Genomic DNA, 16,894 nt, shown 5'->3' on the forward strand with positions numbered 1-16,894 from the left:
ATGAACTTAGTAATAAACTGACAAACCGGGTCTAGTATGAACCTGGTTTGTTTTTTTATTGGATATATAATTTTTTTGCAAAATCAATTAAAATCTATTTAGAGAGGGTGATTCATATTGATTCGAACTTTTATTTTACAAATTCCTTGTCATAGAAGATCGGAAAGAAGTTTCCTTAAACTACAAAAATACATACCTTTATGTGCGCGTTGTACAGGCATGCTTATCGGTATTTTAATGTTTCCAATTTATTTTTATATGACACCTTCGTTTCTACTTGCAATAATACTATCATTTTCCGCTCAAATTCCGTTACTTATTGATGGATTCACCCAAAAATGGAAATGGAGAAGCAGCACAAATTTACTAAGAGTAACGACCGGTTTATTAAGCGGTAATGGTATGGGGCTATTTATTGCCTCTAGCATTATATGGATAACATCTAAAAGCATATATTAATGGAAGGAGAACTTTACATGTTTTGAATTTACTCAGTTCTAATTCTTATTTCAGGAGGAAGCGGGATTAGTTTTCTCATTCATGAAAGAAATATAGAAGCAGTAATTGCTTTTGTTATTTGTACAATATTTATTGTGTTACTCTATTTTCACCTAAAAAGAAATGACGAACATAGAAACTGTGATTGCAGTACATTAGCTTGTACTGATTATACTGATTGTAATTGTTAAATTATGTGAGTGGGAAAGTTAGTGTATCGTTTAAGGTATACTAGCTTTTTTTATTAGAAGTGTAGGAATGTGACTATTAAATGGAGAACTTTAGTTTTGTATATAAAAGGAGGTGTTGGACCTGGAAGAGTATGATTGGAATAGTAAGCTAGCATATTTAAGAAATACGAGAGATTTATATTATAACGATGATTATTTAAGTTTTTTAGTCAATTCAGTTTGGAAGATTACTGATCCTATACATATTGTTGATTATGGTTGTGGATATGGTTATTTAGGTTTAATTTTGTTGCCTTTACTTCCAATTGGATCAAAGTATACAGGGATTGATAGGGGAGAAACATTAATAGCTGAAGCGAGAGAGTTGTTTCGTGCACTCCCATATGAAACAGAATTTATTGAGGGGGATGCGACAGAAATTGAATTGAAAAATAAATATGATATAGCTGTCAGTCATGCTTTCTTATTACATATGAGTTCCCCAAAAACGATGCTAGAGAAGATGATACATTCAATTAAACAAGGTGGTAAAATAATCTGTTTTGAACCACATTGGATGTCAAATATGTCTTCATACGTATTAGATGGAGAGAATCAATCGGAAATTATCCAGCTAGGTGTTTTGCAGAGATTATTTGAAAGAGATACACAGAGAAACGGTAAAGATGGAAATATCGGTATGAAAATACCTATGTATTTAAGTGAATTGGGTGTTAAAAATATTGAATGTAGAGTAAGTGATAAAGTGAATTTTTTAGATTCTAATTTAAATCAAAATGATAAGCAAGGATTATATAATTCTCTAAAAGAAGAGGGGATTGCAGGCAATCCGGGTGATAAACAGCAATTTATAGAACGTTTAATGAGTCGGGGATTAACATTTGCTGAAGCGCTCGCTCAATATGAAGCAGAACTACGATTTTTTGAAGTGTTTCATATACATGCATCTTTAGTTTATGCTCCGAATATGAAAATTACATTTGGTGAAATAAAATGTTAAATTGTAGTGATGTAATTCGAATTGCTACTTTCAATATATGGAATCACGAGAGTTTTTGGTTTGAGAGATTAGAAGCCATTTGTGAGGAGGTTCGCAATATTTCCCCGCATATTCTTGCTCTACAGGAAGTGGGAAGTTGTGCTAAGTATGAATTGAAGAAAAATGTTGCGCAGTATATAGCGGATCAATCTGGATATCCGGTCTGTGTATTTAAAGAGTATCCAGATTCTCCAGATGAAGGCCTAGCTTTTTTAAGTAAAGTTCCTATTTTAGCTGAAGAAGCTATTTGGGAAACAGATATAGAGGAATCGAATTATTGTGCCATTCGAATTATGTTAAAATATAAAGAGTATAAGCTCGGGATAACGAATGTTCATTTAAATTGGAAATCTAGTAAGGTAAGAAAAGAGCAATTGGATACGGTGAATAATTGGATTAAAAACAGAGGTAGTGGCTACGAATTATTATGTGGTGATTTTAATGATGAACCACATTCAGGGGTGCATCAATACTTAATAAGTAATCAATGGATAGACGTGGCTCAGCTTAAAGAAAATCAAGATAACATTCTTGCTCAGCCAACTTTAGATTATGGAAAGAATACAAATTTAATAGGGGATGAAAAGCAAGAAGAACGATATGATTGGATTTTGATACAAGAGAAGGATTCGTTTGAATCTCTAAATATAGAAAATGTATCTGTATTTGGAGATTTAGCATTAACTTCATCACACGTATTTCCAAGTGATCATTACGGTGTTTTTATAGATTTAAAATTTGATAAGTGAAATAAAAGATAGGATGATTGTCATTTTTTTAGGTAAATCGATATATCTTATCAAATCGTTGATCTATTGTAAGTTACAATAGATATTCAGGAAATCGTTAATATAATTTCATCCACTGAATGAAGCCTCAAAAAAGAAGATAAAACCCATCTTCGAATAATATATGTTATTTCATCAAATTAAACAAAATAACGAGAAAAAGTATCGTTTTTAAGATATTTAGTTATAAACTTGAATAATATTAAATAATATCGTTCATTATATGAGGTTTTAGTTGAATGCATACTATATGATGTGTAAAATCTAAGCAAGTAGGTTAGAATACTGCTTGCAAATGGCAGTATAAATAATAATTTGAGGTGAATGCATGCTAGATTTTAAGCAATTAGAGATTTGTTTGAAAGAAAAGAGATTCCTAGATGGATTACATGAGATAAATAATGAAATTGCGCATATAAAAGAAACGAATAAGTTATCATACGTGAAGAACTGGCTTTCTAACGTCTCGTCACCTAAGGAGTTTGATACATTAATTCGTCTTGCTGATGAAGGTTTGATGCATCAATATAGCTCCTTTTTAATTCGTTATACTTATAAAAAATTCCCAAATATGAGAACGCTCTCTTTATATTGTGATGAATTAATTGATGAGCGTAAAATCCTTGATGCTGAACAATTGTTAAAAGATTCTTTGGAAAAGGTAAATGAAGAGGAAACTGATGCGGATGTTTTAACGAAAACATACTTTACGTTAGTTAGATGTTTGCTAGATATGAAGCGAAATGAAGAGGCCTATGCCTATATGCAAAAGGCGGAAAAGCATAGTACGCGTGCAGTTTTTGATAAATGGGGTTACTTATATATACAGACTGGTGAGTGGGAGAAGGCAGAGGAACAACTTTTATCCGGTCAGCAGCATAAAGATTGTGAAGAGTTAGCTACGTACTTATTGGCGCAATTATATGCATATAAAGGTGAACAGCAGCGAGCGTTACAACTCATTAATGATGCGATTGCAAAGTTCCCTCAAGTACCATATTTCTATTTTGAAAAAGTAAAATATTTATTAGATTTAGAGCGCTATGAAGAAATGTTAGCGGTAATAGATAAAATCAATCATATGCTTCCGCATCATGCATATACAACTTATTTTATACATTTACGTGCAGAAGCATTTTATAAAATGAATAATATTCACGATTTGCAAGCACTATTGAAAAGTGAAAAGAGTTTAAAAAATTCTCTATATCATCATATAGAAAAAAATCCTGATGGAAAAAAGGTTCGTTTACCGATAGTTCCGGTTGTACAAAAGGATAACTATTGCGTTCCGACAAGTTTGGAAATGATGTTAGGGGTATGGGGAGAAAAACGTACGCAAGATGAAATTGCACAACATATTTTTGATGTAACAGGTTCTAAGTTTTCAGATACAGTTACATATATAGAAGAGCAAGGTTACGAATATCGTTATTTTCAAGGGAATGAGGAAAATTATAAGAGATTACTCAATCAAGGTATTCCCGTTTTATTAAGTATAGATATTGAGCACGCTTCCCATGTACAAGTGCTTTCTGGTTATGACGATGTACTGCAAGCTTTTTATATTCAAGATCCGAATTTCTTGGAACCGATTCTTGTGGAATATGATAAGTTGCAAGAAAAATATCGTTATACAGATTGTTTAGCTATTACGTTTATACCAAAAGATAGAATGGAACAACTTTCATTTTTAAATGAGAAAGAACACACTTATTATAAAACAATCTTTTCTCTTACAGATCATTTAGGTGAGCAAGATAAAGAGGGAATTGAAAAGTTAGTACTATTTTTAAAAGAAACAAGTGAAAACCCAAACACTTGGTTATATACGATTAAACATTTAGATGCTGAAGTAGATAAAGATTTTATTCAGTTTTGTATAGAAAAATTAATGAAAAAGTTTCCGAGCTCTGACTTTGTGAAATTGCATAGTGCACAGTGTTTTATTCGTCTGCAGGATATGGAAAAAGCAGGACAGATGCTTCAAAGTGTGGAGAAGAAAAGCAATCAAGCGTTGTATCATTTTATAAATGGACGTTATTCTTTTGAGCAAGATAATTATGCAGAATCGATTGCTAGTTTTCGTTCATCATTACAATTGGATGCAGATCAACCAGTTGCGTGGAGTTTCTTAGCATTATCATACATGTATATGGATCAATCCGAAAAGGGGCTAGAGTATTCTCTAACAGCTATAGAACGTAGTCCAGAAAGGTTTACACTTGTAAATCACGGTTTAATTTTAATAGATTTAGAACGATATGAAGAAGCATATGGATTCTTTAATGGTTTATTAAAAGAATATAAATATGAAGCGCACATATGGTATGAACGTGCAAGATGTGCTCAGTATTTAGGGAAAGTGTATTTGGCGGTAAAAGGACTTAAAGTGGCGATTCAATTAGATAAAACAGCAGCCTATTTATATACGAAGCTTTCGGAAATCTATGAATCGGATTTGGATGATGAGAAAAATACGAAGGAAATTCTATTACAAGGAATTCAAAATTGTGAAGATCAGGCGTCTTTATATGTTCGTTTAGGAGATTTTCATTTTCAAAATGATGAACTTGAAGAAGCGGAAACTATATATAAGCGTTCTTTAGAAGAAAATAATGAAGATGTATATTCTCATTTCGGTTTAATTCAAGTTTATATGGCAAAGGAACAATATAAGGATGCAAAAAACTATATTGTCAGTATTAATAAGCAATTTGAAGACAATCAAGATTTCCTTATGAATGCTGGTATGGTGTTATGGGATGCTGAAATGGCATTAGGTGAGGATGAAAAAGAGTTAAAACTTGCACTTTCTAAATTAGAGAACGGTATACGAAGCGTATACGCTAATATAGCGAGCGTGTTGGATGAGTATGTAAATCGAATAAAAGACACAGCTTTTGTGCAACGAGGCATAGCATTTTTAAGAACGTTAGAAAAAGAAAAAGAGGATGTAATTGAATACGGTTGTTACGCAGGTGTTTTATATGAATCTATTGGACAGTATGATCAGGCGATAAAACGGTATAATGATGCACTTAAGAAAAAACAAGATTCATTGCCGTATTTCCGTATCGGTGAAACATTCATGGCGTTAGGGCAATTTCAAGAAGCAAAGCATGCGTATGAAACATGTTTAGAAAGGGATAAGAACTTCTTAGGTGTACATTTGCAGCTTGCTGAAATATACGAAAAAGAAGAGAATCGTTCCAAAGAACAAAAGCATATGGTCCAGGCGATGAAAGAAGAACCAATGCATATAAATATGGAATATTTAGCGCAGCTTTCAGTAGAAATGAATCTTCAGGAAGAATTGCTAGTTGAACTAGAAAAATTGGAGGAAGAAGTTCCTGAAACATGGCGTTTAGATGCGATTGCATACGTGTTTGGCGCGATGAATGACATAGATAAAGAAAAAGAATATATCGAATGCGCAATGAAAATAGATGAAGCGCATGTGGAAGTACTATATCATTATGCGAAATTGCTAGTTAAAAAGCAGAGTGCAGAAGCAATCGAAGTTGCGCTGAAAGTAATGCATAAAGATTTGGAAAGTGAACGTATTTTTGGTGTGTACGTAAAAGCAATGGAACAACATAAAAAATTATCCCAGATACGAGACGTACTTCATACGCTAAAGGTGAAAAAAGCAGAAAGAAGTATAGCGTTTATGTATGCAGCTACTGCGGTTGCCGAAAGATTAGTAGAAAGACAGCAAAATGAGCAACCGAAAAAATCTATATTTACAAGAGCATTTTATCGCATGAAAAATCGTGCGAAGGAAATTTCAATGATTACAGTTGTTATCGATTTATTTGAAATCTCCTTAAAGTTAAATCCGAAAAATAGTATGGCAGCGCAGCGTTTCGCAATATTTTATGAGAATGCGGCGATGAATAAAGAAGCTATAGAGGTTTTACAAACATCGTTAGAAAATAAGTGGGATTATGATGTAGCGAAGCAACTTGTAAATCTTTTCATTGAGTGTGAAGAAGAAGATATGTTACGAGATGCTTTTGAATTAACGAAACAAATGGTTCGCGAGCTACCGGATGATTATGATACACTTCTTCTACAAGCGAATGTATTATGTAAGCTAGGCGAAGAAAGAAAAGCCGAAAAAATTCACTTGCAATTAATTGAGAAAACGCCATTTGTAAGTAGAGGATTCCTTGCTTTAGCAGAAATATATCAAAGTCAAGAGAGAATTGAGGACTCGATTCAGTTATTAGAAGACGCTTCTGTACATCATCCAAATGAAACAGCAATTCTTCTTGCTTTAGCATCTTCGTATCATAGAGCTGGGCAAACGACAAAGGCAGAAAAAATAACAAGTGAAATATTAGCAATTGATGCTACTGACTTGCTAGCAAGATACGATCATGCTTGTTATTTAACATCATTAAACAGAAATGAAGAGGCAAGAGATGAACTTGAAATTGTGCTTCGTGAAGATGAAACAGGATTTTTCGCTGAACTTGCAGAGGAAGATGAAGATTTAGCAGGATTGCGAGAATTTGAAAAGTGATTGTATAAGAATAGAGAAAAAGGGTATAAATAAAAATATATTTCGAATTAGTTGACAATTAATTGTTTAATGGCATAAAATAACTTTTAATAAAGTATACAAATCTGAAGACGAGAAAGAGTAAAATAGTGAGCTGTTCTCCAGAGAGCCGGTGTATTGCTGAAAGCCGGTGTGCAGACGTTATTTGAAAATCATCTCCGAGGAGCCGTGGCTGAATAAAGTAAGCTCGGACGGATGTCTACCGTTACAAAGAACGCGTATATTAGTACGTTGCTAAGTGCTATTAGTGAAAAGCTAATAGAATTAGGGTGGTAACGCGGGTAAACCCGTCCCTACTTCATAGGGGCGGGTTTTTTGTGTGCTTTTAAAACATTCAAAGGAGTGATTGTACATGAAGAAAGTAGATGTAAAAGAGTCAGCTGTAGGGAGAGAAACACGTATTCGTAAGCAGTGGAACGAACAGGGCATTTTTGAACAATCAATTCAGAATAGAGAAGGCGCACAATCGTTTGTGTTTTATGAAGGACCACCAACGGCGAACGGTTTACCACACGTCGGCCATGCACTTGGTCGGGCAATTAAAGATTTAGTAGCAAGATATAAAACGATGGCTGGATATAAAGTGTTAAGAAAAGCTGGCTGGGATACACATGGATTACCTGTAGAATTAGGCGTTGAAAAACAACTTGGTATTTCAGGTAAGCATGAGATTGAAGAGTACGGCATTGAGCCATTTATTCAAAAGTGTAAAGAGAGTGTATTCACATATGAGAAGCAGTGGCGTGAATTTACGGAGAGCATTGGATATTGGGTAGATATGGATGATCCATACGTTACTCTAGAGAATCCATATATCGAAAGTGTATGGAATATTTTAGGGACGATTCATGAAAAAGGCTTGTTATATAAAGGGCATAGAGTTTCACCGTACTGTCCAAGCTGTCAAACATCGCTTAGTTCACATGAAGTTGCACAAGGATATAAAACAGTGAAAGATTTAAGCGCAACGGTTAAGTTTAAAGTAAAAGATAGTGAAAATGAATATTTCCTTGGATGGACGACAACGCCGTGGACACTTCCAGCGAATGTTGCACTTGCCGTACATCCAAATATGGAATACGTTAAAGCGAAACAAGAAGGGTATGTATACATTGTTGCGAAAGAGCGTGTACAAGAAGTACTAAAAGAAAACTATGAAGTATTATCCGTTCATAAAGGCGAAGAATTAGTAAACACATCTTATACAGCACCGTTTCCGATGAAGGAAGTTACAAATGGGTACCACGTAATTGCAGCAGATTTTGTAACTGCAGATAGTGGTACAGGACTCGTTCATATCGCTCCAGCATATGGGGAGGACGATTATAAAGTCGTTCAAAGTGAAGGATTGTCGTTCTTACATGTTGTAGATGAGAAAGGTGAGTATACGGATGCAGTACCATTTCTTAAAGGTAAGTTTGTAAAAGAATGTGACGTTGATATCGTTCGTTATTTAGCTAAAGAAGGTTTGCTATATCATAAAGAAAAATATGAACATAGCTATCCGCATTGCTGGCGCTGTGATTCACCATTACTTTATTATGCAGGAGAAAGCTGGTTAATCCGAACAACTGAGATTAAAGAAACATTTTTACGAAATAATGATTCTGTTAAGTGGTATCCAGACCATATGAAGCATGGACGGTTTGGTAAGTTTTTAGAAAACATGGTGGACTGGAATATTAGCCGGAATAGATATTGGGGAACACCGTTAAACGTATGGGAATGTGAAAGCTGCGATCATCAATTCTCACCGAAAAGCATCGCCGAATTAAGAAAGCATAGTACGAAAGAAACACCTGAAGATTTAGAATTGCATAAGCCGTATGTAGATGAAGTGCAAGTTTGCTGCGAAAAATGCGGAAGTACAATGAATCGTACACCAGAAGTAATCGATGTTTGGTTTGATAGTGGTTCCATGCCGTTTGCACAATATCATTATCCATTTGAAAATAAAGAGTTATTTGAAGAACAGTTTCCAGCAGATGTAATTGCAGAGGGAATTGATCAAACACGCGGCTGGTTTTATAGTTTATTAGCAGTATCAGCACTATATACAGGAAAAGTACCTTATAAACGAGTGTTATCACTAGGGCATGTTCTAGACGAGGAAGGACAGAAAATGTCTAAAAGTAAAGGAAATGCACTAGATCCAGTTGATTTAGTAAATCAGTTTGGTGCAGATGCTTTAAGATGGGCTCTACTTGTTGACAGTGCTCCGTGGAATGCAAAGCGTTTTTCTGAAAGAACAGTACTGGAAGCAAAATCTAAATTTGTAGATACGTTAGTCAATGTATATAGCTTCTACGTTTTATATGCAAATTTAGATGAGTATAATCCGGAAGAAAAGTATGAAGTTAAACGTACGAAATTAGATGAATGGGTATTATCAAGATTGCATAGCACAACGAAAAAAGTGAGAACAGCACTTGATGATTATCAATTTACGAATGCAGCTCGTGAAATCGCGGCGCTTGTAGATGAAGTGAGTAACTGGTACGTAAGACGATCACGTAATCGTTTCTGGGAATCTGGTATGAATCCTGAAAAAGCAGCTGCGTATGAAACGCTTCATGAAGTGCTTGTAACAATTAGTAAATTAATCGCACCATTTACACCGTTTGTAGCTGAGGATATTCATCTGAATTTAGAAGGAAGCAGCGTTCATTTAGCAGATTATCCGGTTGTAAACGAATCACTTATCCAGCCTGAGTTAGAAGCAGAAATGGATGCTGTTTTACAAGTTGTTGAACTTGGAAGAAGTAATCGTAATCAACATTCATTAAAAGTAAAACAGCCGTTAGCAGAACTTGTATTACTAGCGCATAATGAAAATGATATGGATTGGGAATCTTATCGTGATATCATCATGGATGAGCTAAATGTAAAAGCGTTCCATGTTGAACTCGATGAAACGAAATACACGTCCTATCAATTAAAGCTGAATTTTAAAACGGCTGGGCCGAAGTTTGGTAAAAGTGTGAATGCAGTAAATGGCTGGCTAAAACAATTATCAAAAGAAGAAGTACAACACTTTGTATCTACAGAAAGAGCAGTTTACGAAGTAGCACCAGGAGAAGAAGTAGTTGTAACAGCTGAAGATGTATTAGTAGAGAAAGTTGCGAAATCAGGATTTTCAAATACGACTAACGGTCAATATACGGTAATGTTAGATACGAATGTAACGGAAGAATTGTTACAAGAAGGAGTAGCACGTGAATTTATTCGTGCAGTTCAAGAATATCGTAAGCAGTTGAATTTACCAGTTAATTTACGAGTGGATGTAATACTTGATACAGAAGAAGAACTACAGCAAACGTTAACGAATCATAAAGATTTATTGGAAGAAAACTTACTCGTCAAGCAATTTACATTTGGTCACTTAACGAATGAGGACGATGAACTTTCTTTAGGTGAGACAAAGATCCGAATTAAATTAAACGCGGCTAATTAAAGAAAAAAGGAAGTTGGAATCATTCCAACTTCCTTTTTTGTATGAAGATAAATTAATCAGTTATTTTCCGCATAATCCATTCGATAGGTCCTCTAGAAAAGTTCCTTCGCCATAATACGCTAAATAAAATACTGAAAATGAAAAATGCAGTAGCAAATAATAAAACGAAAAGTAGTGTTTGATGTTCCATACGATTTAATACAATCAATGCGCCAATACCGATAAATACATGACTTACATAATGCGTTAATGTTAATTGTCCTGTTTGTATAATGGAAGTAACAAACCAATTATTTTCATATTTTTCAGCAATGTAGAGGCAAATTATTAATATAGCAATAGCAGATCCTGTAGCGGATGCGACGTATAATATATTGGGTAAAATGGGTCCTGTGTTAAACAAAAATGTAGAGGCTGCTTCACCAATGTATGGGATAAAAAGGTGTGTTAACCCTTTTGATAATAGCTCTATAATTACGGTTACTGTTAAACCCAGTAAGAACAACCAATGTCTAATTTTCCTATTATGAAGATCTAACCTGCCAATTATCATACCGATTAAGAAGAAAGAAAACCATGGGAAAATAGGGTGATAGCCATTAAAAAATAAGTTGCGAAGAAAACCTGTTAAGGTCCAAAAGTCTATATAGTTTATAAATGGGATTGTGCCTCCCCATCCTTCGAAGGCGTTGAAAGTAAGTTGGAGATATTGTGCAGCAAGTAAAATAATGATAGAAAGCCATATTAGTATAGTTCTTCGTACAGTAATTAGTAATGCAGCGATGAAAAGGTAAACGCCGTAGTAGTGTAAAATATCACCCGTCCATTCCATTACATACAATAATAATCCTAAAATAAATAAGAATAGTGATCGTTTCCAAATCAATATTCGGCTGGTATTGATTTTTATTTTCTCTTGGCTAGCAACAGATGATTTAGTCATTAAAGTTATGCCAATCCCAGCAAGTATAACAAACAAGGCAGAAGCTCTACCTTCAAAAAGCGTCATAAAGGTTTTTAACAGAGGAGGCCCATTTCCTTCCGCCCCTGTTATCACCATGAAATTAACTAGTAACATTCCAAACATTGCCCACGCTCTAGCAAAATCTAAGCCGAAAATTCGTTTTTTAGTTTTCATACGAATCACTTCTTTCGAATATGCTGTGGACAGCTTCAATCCATATTTGTTTATAATTCATATTTACATCAAACATCATGAAGTTTCCGATATTATCAAGTACTAATGCTAACATATGAGCTTTTGAAACTAGATTTTTATTTTGAATGAGTTGAAGTTCATTTGCTTTTGTTAGGAGTGATTCAAATCCGTTTAAATATTCTGTTTGCACAGTTAGTAATCGATCTTTGTACATATCGTTTCTTGAAGATAGTAATACATATTCTTGTAATACACGATTAAAATAAGGATCTTTCTGTTGTTCGTTTATCATTTTAAAGCCAATTTCAACACATTTCTCAATGAAATTCTCTTTCGTAAACTCTTCTGTATGAAAGAATGAGGAGAACTGCATCGCTGCACATAATTCATTAAAAATACTTTCAATTAATGCATCTTTAGATTTAAAGTAATAATAAATAGATGGCTTGGCAATACCAACTTCTTCAGCAATCATTGTATAGGTCGTTTTGGCAATGCCGTGACCGGCAAATAGTCGATAACTTGCTTCGACTATGGAAGAGAGTGTTTCTTCACTTTTACTCATAATAAATCCTCCCAATAAAAAAGGTTAATTAAAGTGTATCATTCATTAAGGTCTTTTTCAACCTACCGTTAGGTAAAAAATAACCTATTTTTCAATACATTATTTTGGTGAAATATAGTTAATCGAAGTGGGAAATAAATATATTTCTAAAGTATTGTTCTCATTTTATACATAATTATTGAGAAAATTTCACTCACCATAAATGTGAAGGTAATAGAATTGCTCGTATAGAATTACTCGTAGATTCAATTTATCTCGTTACTTGTGGACAGTAATAGCTTTATAGGAATGGGGTAAAGGATTCAATTTATTAGGGGGAGTGGTTTTATGTTAAACAAAAAAATGGTGGCAATGGCAATGACTGTGCCATTAGTAATGGGGACGATTTCTACGGTTTCGGCATTGGAAAAACAACAGCAAGTAAAGCTAGAAGCTTATTCACCACAGAAAAAAGCAATTGAATATTTAAAAGGACATGCTACGGAATATGGATTGAAGGCAGACCTTTCAGACTTGCAATATATTTCTACAACAGAAACATCAGTAGCTTCATATGTTAGGTTCCAACAAGTGGTCAATGGTGCGCCTGTATTTTCAAAACAAATTACAGTTACTCTTAACGGAGAGGGAAAAGGCTTACTTGCGGTTTCTGATTATCAGCCTGTTACAGGTGTGAAGGAAGTTACGAAAAAAATTAGTGAAAAAGATGCAGAACAAAAATCGATGGCGTATGTTGGAGGAGAAAGTGAGCAAAACTTATGGGCTCCTACAGAAAAAGAATTCGGATATATTGTTGAAGAGGGAGTCGCTATTCCTGTATATAAAGTGGTAGTCCATTCTAATAATCCATTCGGTGCATGGGAAACATTCATTGATGCGGAAAATGGAAAGTTAATTAAAAAAGTTGATATAAACCGAAAAGCAGAAGGAACAGGAAAAGTATTTTTACCTAACCCTGTCGTATCTAGTGGAAGTTTAGCAGGGTTAAAAGATAATAATGATGCAGATTCAACAGCATTAACGAATCAATTGAAAACTGTTACGTTAAAAGGTTTAGATGGTACAGGATTTTTAATTGGTGAGTATGTTACGATTTCTTCAAAAGCGAAGACGAAATCTACAAACTTACAATTTAACTATACACGTGCAAATGATAGTTTTGAAGATGTTATGTCATATTATCATATTGATACATTACAGCGTTACATTCAAGGATTAGGCTTTCAAAATATTAATAAACGTTCGATTAAAGTGAATGTAAATGGTACAACTGACGATAATTCATTCTATTCTCCATCAACGAAAGCTTTAACCTTCGGTACTGGCGGAGTAGATGATGCAGAAGATGCTGGCATTATTGCGCATGAATATGGTCATTCTATTCAAGATAATCAAGTGCCAGGCTTCGGAAGTTCACCAGAAGGTGGAGCGATGGGAGAAGGATTTGGAGATTTCTTAGGTGCTACTTATGAAGATGCAGTTTCGACAACAGGATACGGGAAAGCATGCATTGGAGAATGGGATGCGGCTGCTTATTCTAGTTCAGATCCGACGTGCTTACGCCGATTAGATACGAATAAAGTATACCCGAAAGATATAACGAATGAAGTGCATAATGATGGGGAAATTTGGGCTCAAGGTCAATACGAAATGGCGCAATCTTTTGGACGTGATGTAGCAACAAAAATTATTTTACAATCACATTGGTCATTAACGCCAAATGCGAAATTCCGTGATGGAGCGAAAGCAATTAAGCAAGCGGATGCTCTTTTATACGGCGGACAACACGCGACTGAAATTGATCGCATTTGGGCAGCGAGAGGGATTAGTACGAATTAATATAAAAAGTCGTGGCGTTTAAAAGCCACGACTTTTTTATTTGCTTAAGAAAACTGGTACTAGAAAATTTATTGGTAGCGGTAATAATGTATATATACCGATAAGTTCACTTTACTGCTTCTTTAAAAACAAAATGCTCTTTAAATTTTCTAGATTCAACTTTTTGACCGTTTCTCATGGAGCGGAAAGGATGTTCTTGCCACGTAATGATCACGTCAACCTTATCCGCTTTTGTAGAAACTGGAAAATTAGCGTGTTCAAATCCAGTTTTACCGCCCGCTAGACGACTTTCTTTTAGGGAAAAGAGTTCATATTTTGTTTTCGTATTTGGTTCATTCCGAAAAACTTCAACTTGTACATTATACACTTCACTTTTTCCAAGATTTTTTACAGAGAAATGATATGTTTGAAATACACCTTTTTTTGGTTGTAACAATTTTTCACTCGTTCTTTTTACTTCATCAATATTTACTTGCCATTGATCAGAATTTTGAGAGATTGGTAAAGATTTTGGTGAATAGGCATATGCTTCATTAACTACAACTAAGCATAATAATAGGAGAAAGAAACTAATTGTTTTTTTCATATGTACACCTCCGATAAAACTTTAATAATAATATGCGTGGGAAATGCGTAAAATATGTAATAAAATAGGAAAACTTCAATTGAAAGAATTTGAGAAGGATAAAACATTTCTAAGCTGTCAAATGATAATTGTATAGAGTTCAATGTTCATATTACATACCTTTAGAAGGGGTCTGTTTAGTGAGAAATCGCAATATTTTTCTAAAAAGGCTTGCGTTTTATAAAATAAAAAGATAGAATACTCTGTAAATACAAAAAGTGATGATTAGGAAAAGTACATGATGCAAGGGTCTACAGAGAGCAATCGATTGCTGGGAAGATTGCGATACCGCATGATGGAAAGACACCTGTGAGTGTTGCTTTGAACGTGATAATTAGTAAAAGCAAACGGTACCTACCGTTATCAGGGCTAAGATGGTCATTATGACAATTTGGGTGGTACCGCGGAAAAATCCGTCCCTATTTATAGGGGCGGATTTTTGTATTCTTTGAAAGGAGGTGAGTGACCGTGGATGACGACGATGACAACAATAATGTAAATAAAAATAAAACTATTGGAGGGAAATGTAATGGATCAAATAATGAAGCGTTCACTCACACGAGAATGTACGGAACATGGCGGGAAGGTTGTATTACTACAAGGATGGGTAAAAAAGATTCGTCATCTAGGGAATGTTAGTTTTTTATTATTAAGAGACCGAACGGGAGTTATTCAATGTGTATTAGAAAACGAGTTAGCCGGATACAAAGTTGATGTTGAAAGTGTGGTCCAAATAATTGGAGAAATAGTAGAGACACCGAAAACAGAATTAGGTGTTGAAATACTTGCGCGTGAAGTGAAAGTATTAAATGGTGCAGAGCCACTTCCATTTGAGATAAATAAAAAGAAGCTACAAGTTGGCTTAGATCAACTGTTGAATGAGCGGGTATTATCATTAAGGCATGAGCGAATCGCGGCGGTTTTTAAAGTGAAATCTACACTCGTTCAAAGTTTTAGTGAATTCCTAATAGAGAACGATTTCACACGTATATTTACTCCGAAAATTGTCTCGCAAGGGGCAGAAGGAGGAGCGAATGTTTTTAAGCTTCCATATTTCCAAAAAGAAGCGTATTTAGCTCAATCACCACAGTTTTATAAACAAATGATGGTAGCGGGAGGACTCGAACGTGTTTTTGAAATTGCTCCTGTGTACCGGGCTGAACATCATAACTCGTCACGACATTTAAATGAATATATATCGTTAGACGTAGAACTTGGATTTATTCATGATTTTCATGAAGTAATGCAATTAGAAACGGATGTTTTACGATATATGTTTCAACAAGTAGCAAAAAACTGTGAAAAAGAATTACAACTACTACAAATAGAAGTACCTGTCATTACAGAAATTCCTAAAATCACATTGGCAGAAGCGCAAGAAATTTTGAAAATGAAGTATCGGAAAGAATCTCCTGAAGGGGATTTAGATACAGAAGGTGAAAAGTTACTAGGGAAATATGTGAAAGAAACATATAATAGTGAATTTGTATTCATTACACATTATCCGAAAGAAGCGAGACCGATGTATACGATACCGAATAAAGAAAATCCAACTATTACTGATTCATTCGATTTATTATATAGAGGATTAGAAATTACATCAGGTGCACAGCGAATTCATAACTATGATATGTTACTTGCTTCTTTTAAAGAAAAAGGATTACATCCAGAGAAATTTCAATCTTATTTAAATACATTCCGATACGGTTGTCCACCACATGGTGGTTTTGGGATAGGATTAGAAAGGGTTGTATATAAACTTTTAGAGTTAACAAATGTCCGAGAGGCGAGTGCTTTTCCGAGAGATTGTACACGTCTTATACCATAAAAAAGCATCTTCGCGATTATCGCGAAGATGCTTTTTTACTGTTCTTTCATTTTTACATTGAAAGTTTATAAAAATCCTTTTCGACAAAAAAATAATATATCCCTTGACAGTTATAAATATAACCGATATACTTCATATTAATTTCAAAAGAAAATATATTCTAAATATTAAAATGTGTTGAATAGGAGTAGTAAGGTCATGTATTTGTGCAGAGAGCTATGGGTTGGTGCGACATAGTCAAATGACATCCTGAACTCGCCTAGGAGCAGTAAGGTGGAACGGAATCACATTCTTAGTAAATCTTAACGGTTAACCTTCGATATTAGGTTTGTAATCAA

10 protein-coding genes and 3 other annotated features (1 of these 13 only partly in view) are annotated in these 16,894 nt (G+C 34.5%); of the genes, 7 read left to right on the forward strand and 3 right to left on the reverse strand.

Annotation, left to right across the window (positions count from 1 at the left end):
- Positions 1-117: 117 nt before the first annotated feature.
- The 5 genes from LCF45_RS10725 to ileS all read left to right on the forward strand — a co-directional run bounded on the left by LCF45_RS10725 (position 118) and on the right by ileS (position 10,540).
- Positions 118-459 carry a DUF2085 domain-containing protein gene (locus LCF45_RS10725; RefSeq protein ID WP_002127167.1) on the forward strand — a complete coding sequence of 114 codons (342 nt, stop codon included), beginning with the start codon at positions 118-120 and terminating at the stop codon, positions 457-459.
- Positions 460-804: 345 nt separating this feature from the next.
- The gene (locus LCF45_RS10735) at positions 805-1,689 is read left to right on the forward strand and encodes a class I SAM-dependent methyltransferase (RefSeq protein ID WP_002127168.1); all 885 of its coding nucleotides are present in this window, start codon (positions 805-807) and stop codon (positions 1,687-1,689) included.
- Positions 1,683-2,477 (forward strand): endonuclease/exonuclease/phosphatase family protein, encoded by a 795-nt coding sequence (locus LCF45_RS10740; protein ID WP_002127169.1) that lies wholly within the window; start codon positions 1,683-1,685, stop codon positions 2,475-2,477. Before LCF45_RS10735 ends, LCF45_RS10740 begins: the two co-directional genes overlap by 7 nt.
- 367 nt (positions 2,478-2,844) lie before the next feature.
- Positions 2,845-7,047, forward strand: coding sequence for a bacteriocin-processing peptidase family protein (locus tag LCF45_RS10745; RefSeq protein WP_078422326.1), 4,203 nt, complete (start codon positions 2,845-2,847; stop codon positions 7,045-7,047).
- A 98-nt stretch (positions 7,048-7,145) separates the two neighbouring features.
- Positions 7,146-7,384, forward strand: a binding site (T-box leader).
- Between the two features lie 54 nt (positions 7,385-7,438).
- Entirely contained in the window at positions 7,439-10,540 is a 3,102-nt protein-coding gene (gene ileS / locus LCF45_RS10750) for an isoleucine--tRNA ligase (RefSeq protein ID WP_002127171.1), read from the forward strand.
- A gap of 52 nt (positions 10,541-10,592) precedes the next feature.
- On the opposite strand, the gene LCF45_RS10755 is transcribed toward ileS, so the two are convergent.
- Both LCF45_RS10755 and LCF45_RS10760 read right to left on the reverse strand, forming a co-directional pair.
- Positions 10,593-11,678: a DUF418 domain-containing protein gene (locus tag LCF45_RS10755; RefSeq protein ID WP_263894799.1), complete on the reverse strand. Its 1,086-nt coding sequence runs from the start codon at positions 11,676-11,678 to the stop codon at positions 10,593-10,595.
- Entirely contained in the window at positions 11,668-12,264 is a 597-nt protein-coding gene (locus LCF45_RS10760; protein ID WP_002127173.1) for a TetR/AcrR family transcriptional regulator, read from the reverse strand. Before LCF45_RS10760 ends, LCF45_RS10755 begins: the two co-directional genes overlap by 11 nt.
- A 327-nt stretch (positions 12,265-12,591) precedes the next feature.
- Here LCF45_RS10760 and LCF45_RS10765 point away from each other — a divergent pair, with 327 nt between their 5' ends.
- Complete coding sequence (locus tag LCF45_RS10765; RefSeq protein WP_002127175.1) at positions 12,592-14,103, forward strand: M36 family metallopeptidase; 1,512 nt, start codon at positions 12,592-12,594, stop codon at positions 14,101-14,103.
- A 106-nt stretch (positions 14,104-14,209) separates the two neighbouring features.
- Here LCF45_RS10765 and LCF45_RS10770 read toward each other — a convergent pair whose 3' ends face one another.
- Entirely contained in the window at positions 14,210-14,689 is a 480-nt protein-coding gene (locus LCF45_RS10770) for a hypothetical protein (protein ID WP_002065155.1), read from the reverse strand.
- Between the two features lie 251 nt (positions 14,690-14,940).
- Positions 14,941-15,152, forward strand: a binding site (T-box leader).
- Between the two features lie 105 nt (positions 15,153-15,257).
- On the opposite strand from LCF45_RS10770, the gene aspS reads away from it, so the two are divergent.
- The gene (gene aspS, locus LCF45_RS10775; RefSeq protein ID WP_263894800.1) at positions 15,258-16,556 is read left to right on the forward strand and encodes an aspartate--tRNA(Asn) ligase; all 1,299 of its coding nucleotides are present in this window, start codon (positions 15,258-15,260) and stop codon (positions 16,554-16,556) included.
- Between the two features lie 168 nt (positions 16,557-16,724).
- Positions 16,725-16,894: a binding site (T-box leader), on the forward strand (it continues 79 nt past the right edge of the window).

It is taken from the genome of Bacillus sp. 41-22, from assembly GCF_025809295.1.
GTDB classification, from domain to species: domain Bacteria; phylum Bacillota; class Bacilli; order Bacillales; family Bacillaceae_G; genus Bacillus_A; species Bacillus_A mycoides.

Coding starts and splice junctions, on each gene's coding strand:
- LCF45_RS10740 (WP_002127169.1), top strand. CDS start 1,683: ATGTTAAATTGTAGTGATGTAATTCGAATTGCTACTTTCAATATATGG.
- LCF45_RS10745 (WP_078422326.1), top strand. CDS start 2,845: ATGCTAGATTTTAAGCAATTAGAGATTTGTTTGAAAGAAAAGAGATTC.
- ileS (WP_002127171.1), top strand. CDS start 7,439: ATGAAGAAAGTAGATGTAAAAGAGTCAGCTGTAGGGAGAGAAACACGT.
- LCF45_RS10755 (WP_263894799.1), bottom strand. CDS start 11,678: ATGAAAACTAAAAAACGAATTTTCGGCTTAGATTTTGCTAGAGCGTGG.
- LCF45_RS10760 (WP_002127173.1), bottom strand. CDS start 12,264: ATGAGTAAAAGTGAAGAAACACTCTCTTCCATAGTCGAAGCAAGTTAT.
- LCF45_RS10765 (WP_002127175.1), top strand. CDS start 12,592: ATGTTAAACAAAAAAATGGTGGCAATGGCAATGACTGTGCCATTAGTA.
- LCF45_RS10770 (WP_002065155.1), bottom strand. CDS start 14,689: ATGAAAAAAACAATTAGTTTCTTTCTCCTATTATTATGCTTAGTTGTA.
- aspS (WP_263894800.1), top strand. CDS start 15,258: ATGGATCAAATAATGAAGCGTTCACTCACACGAGAATGTACGGAACAT.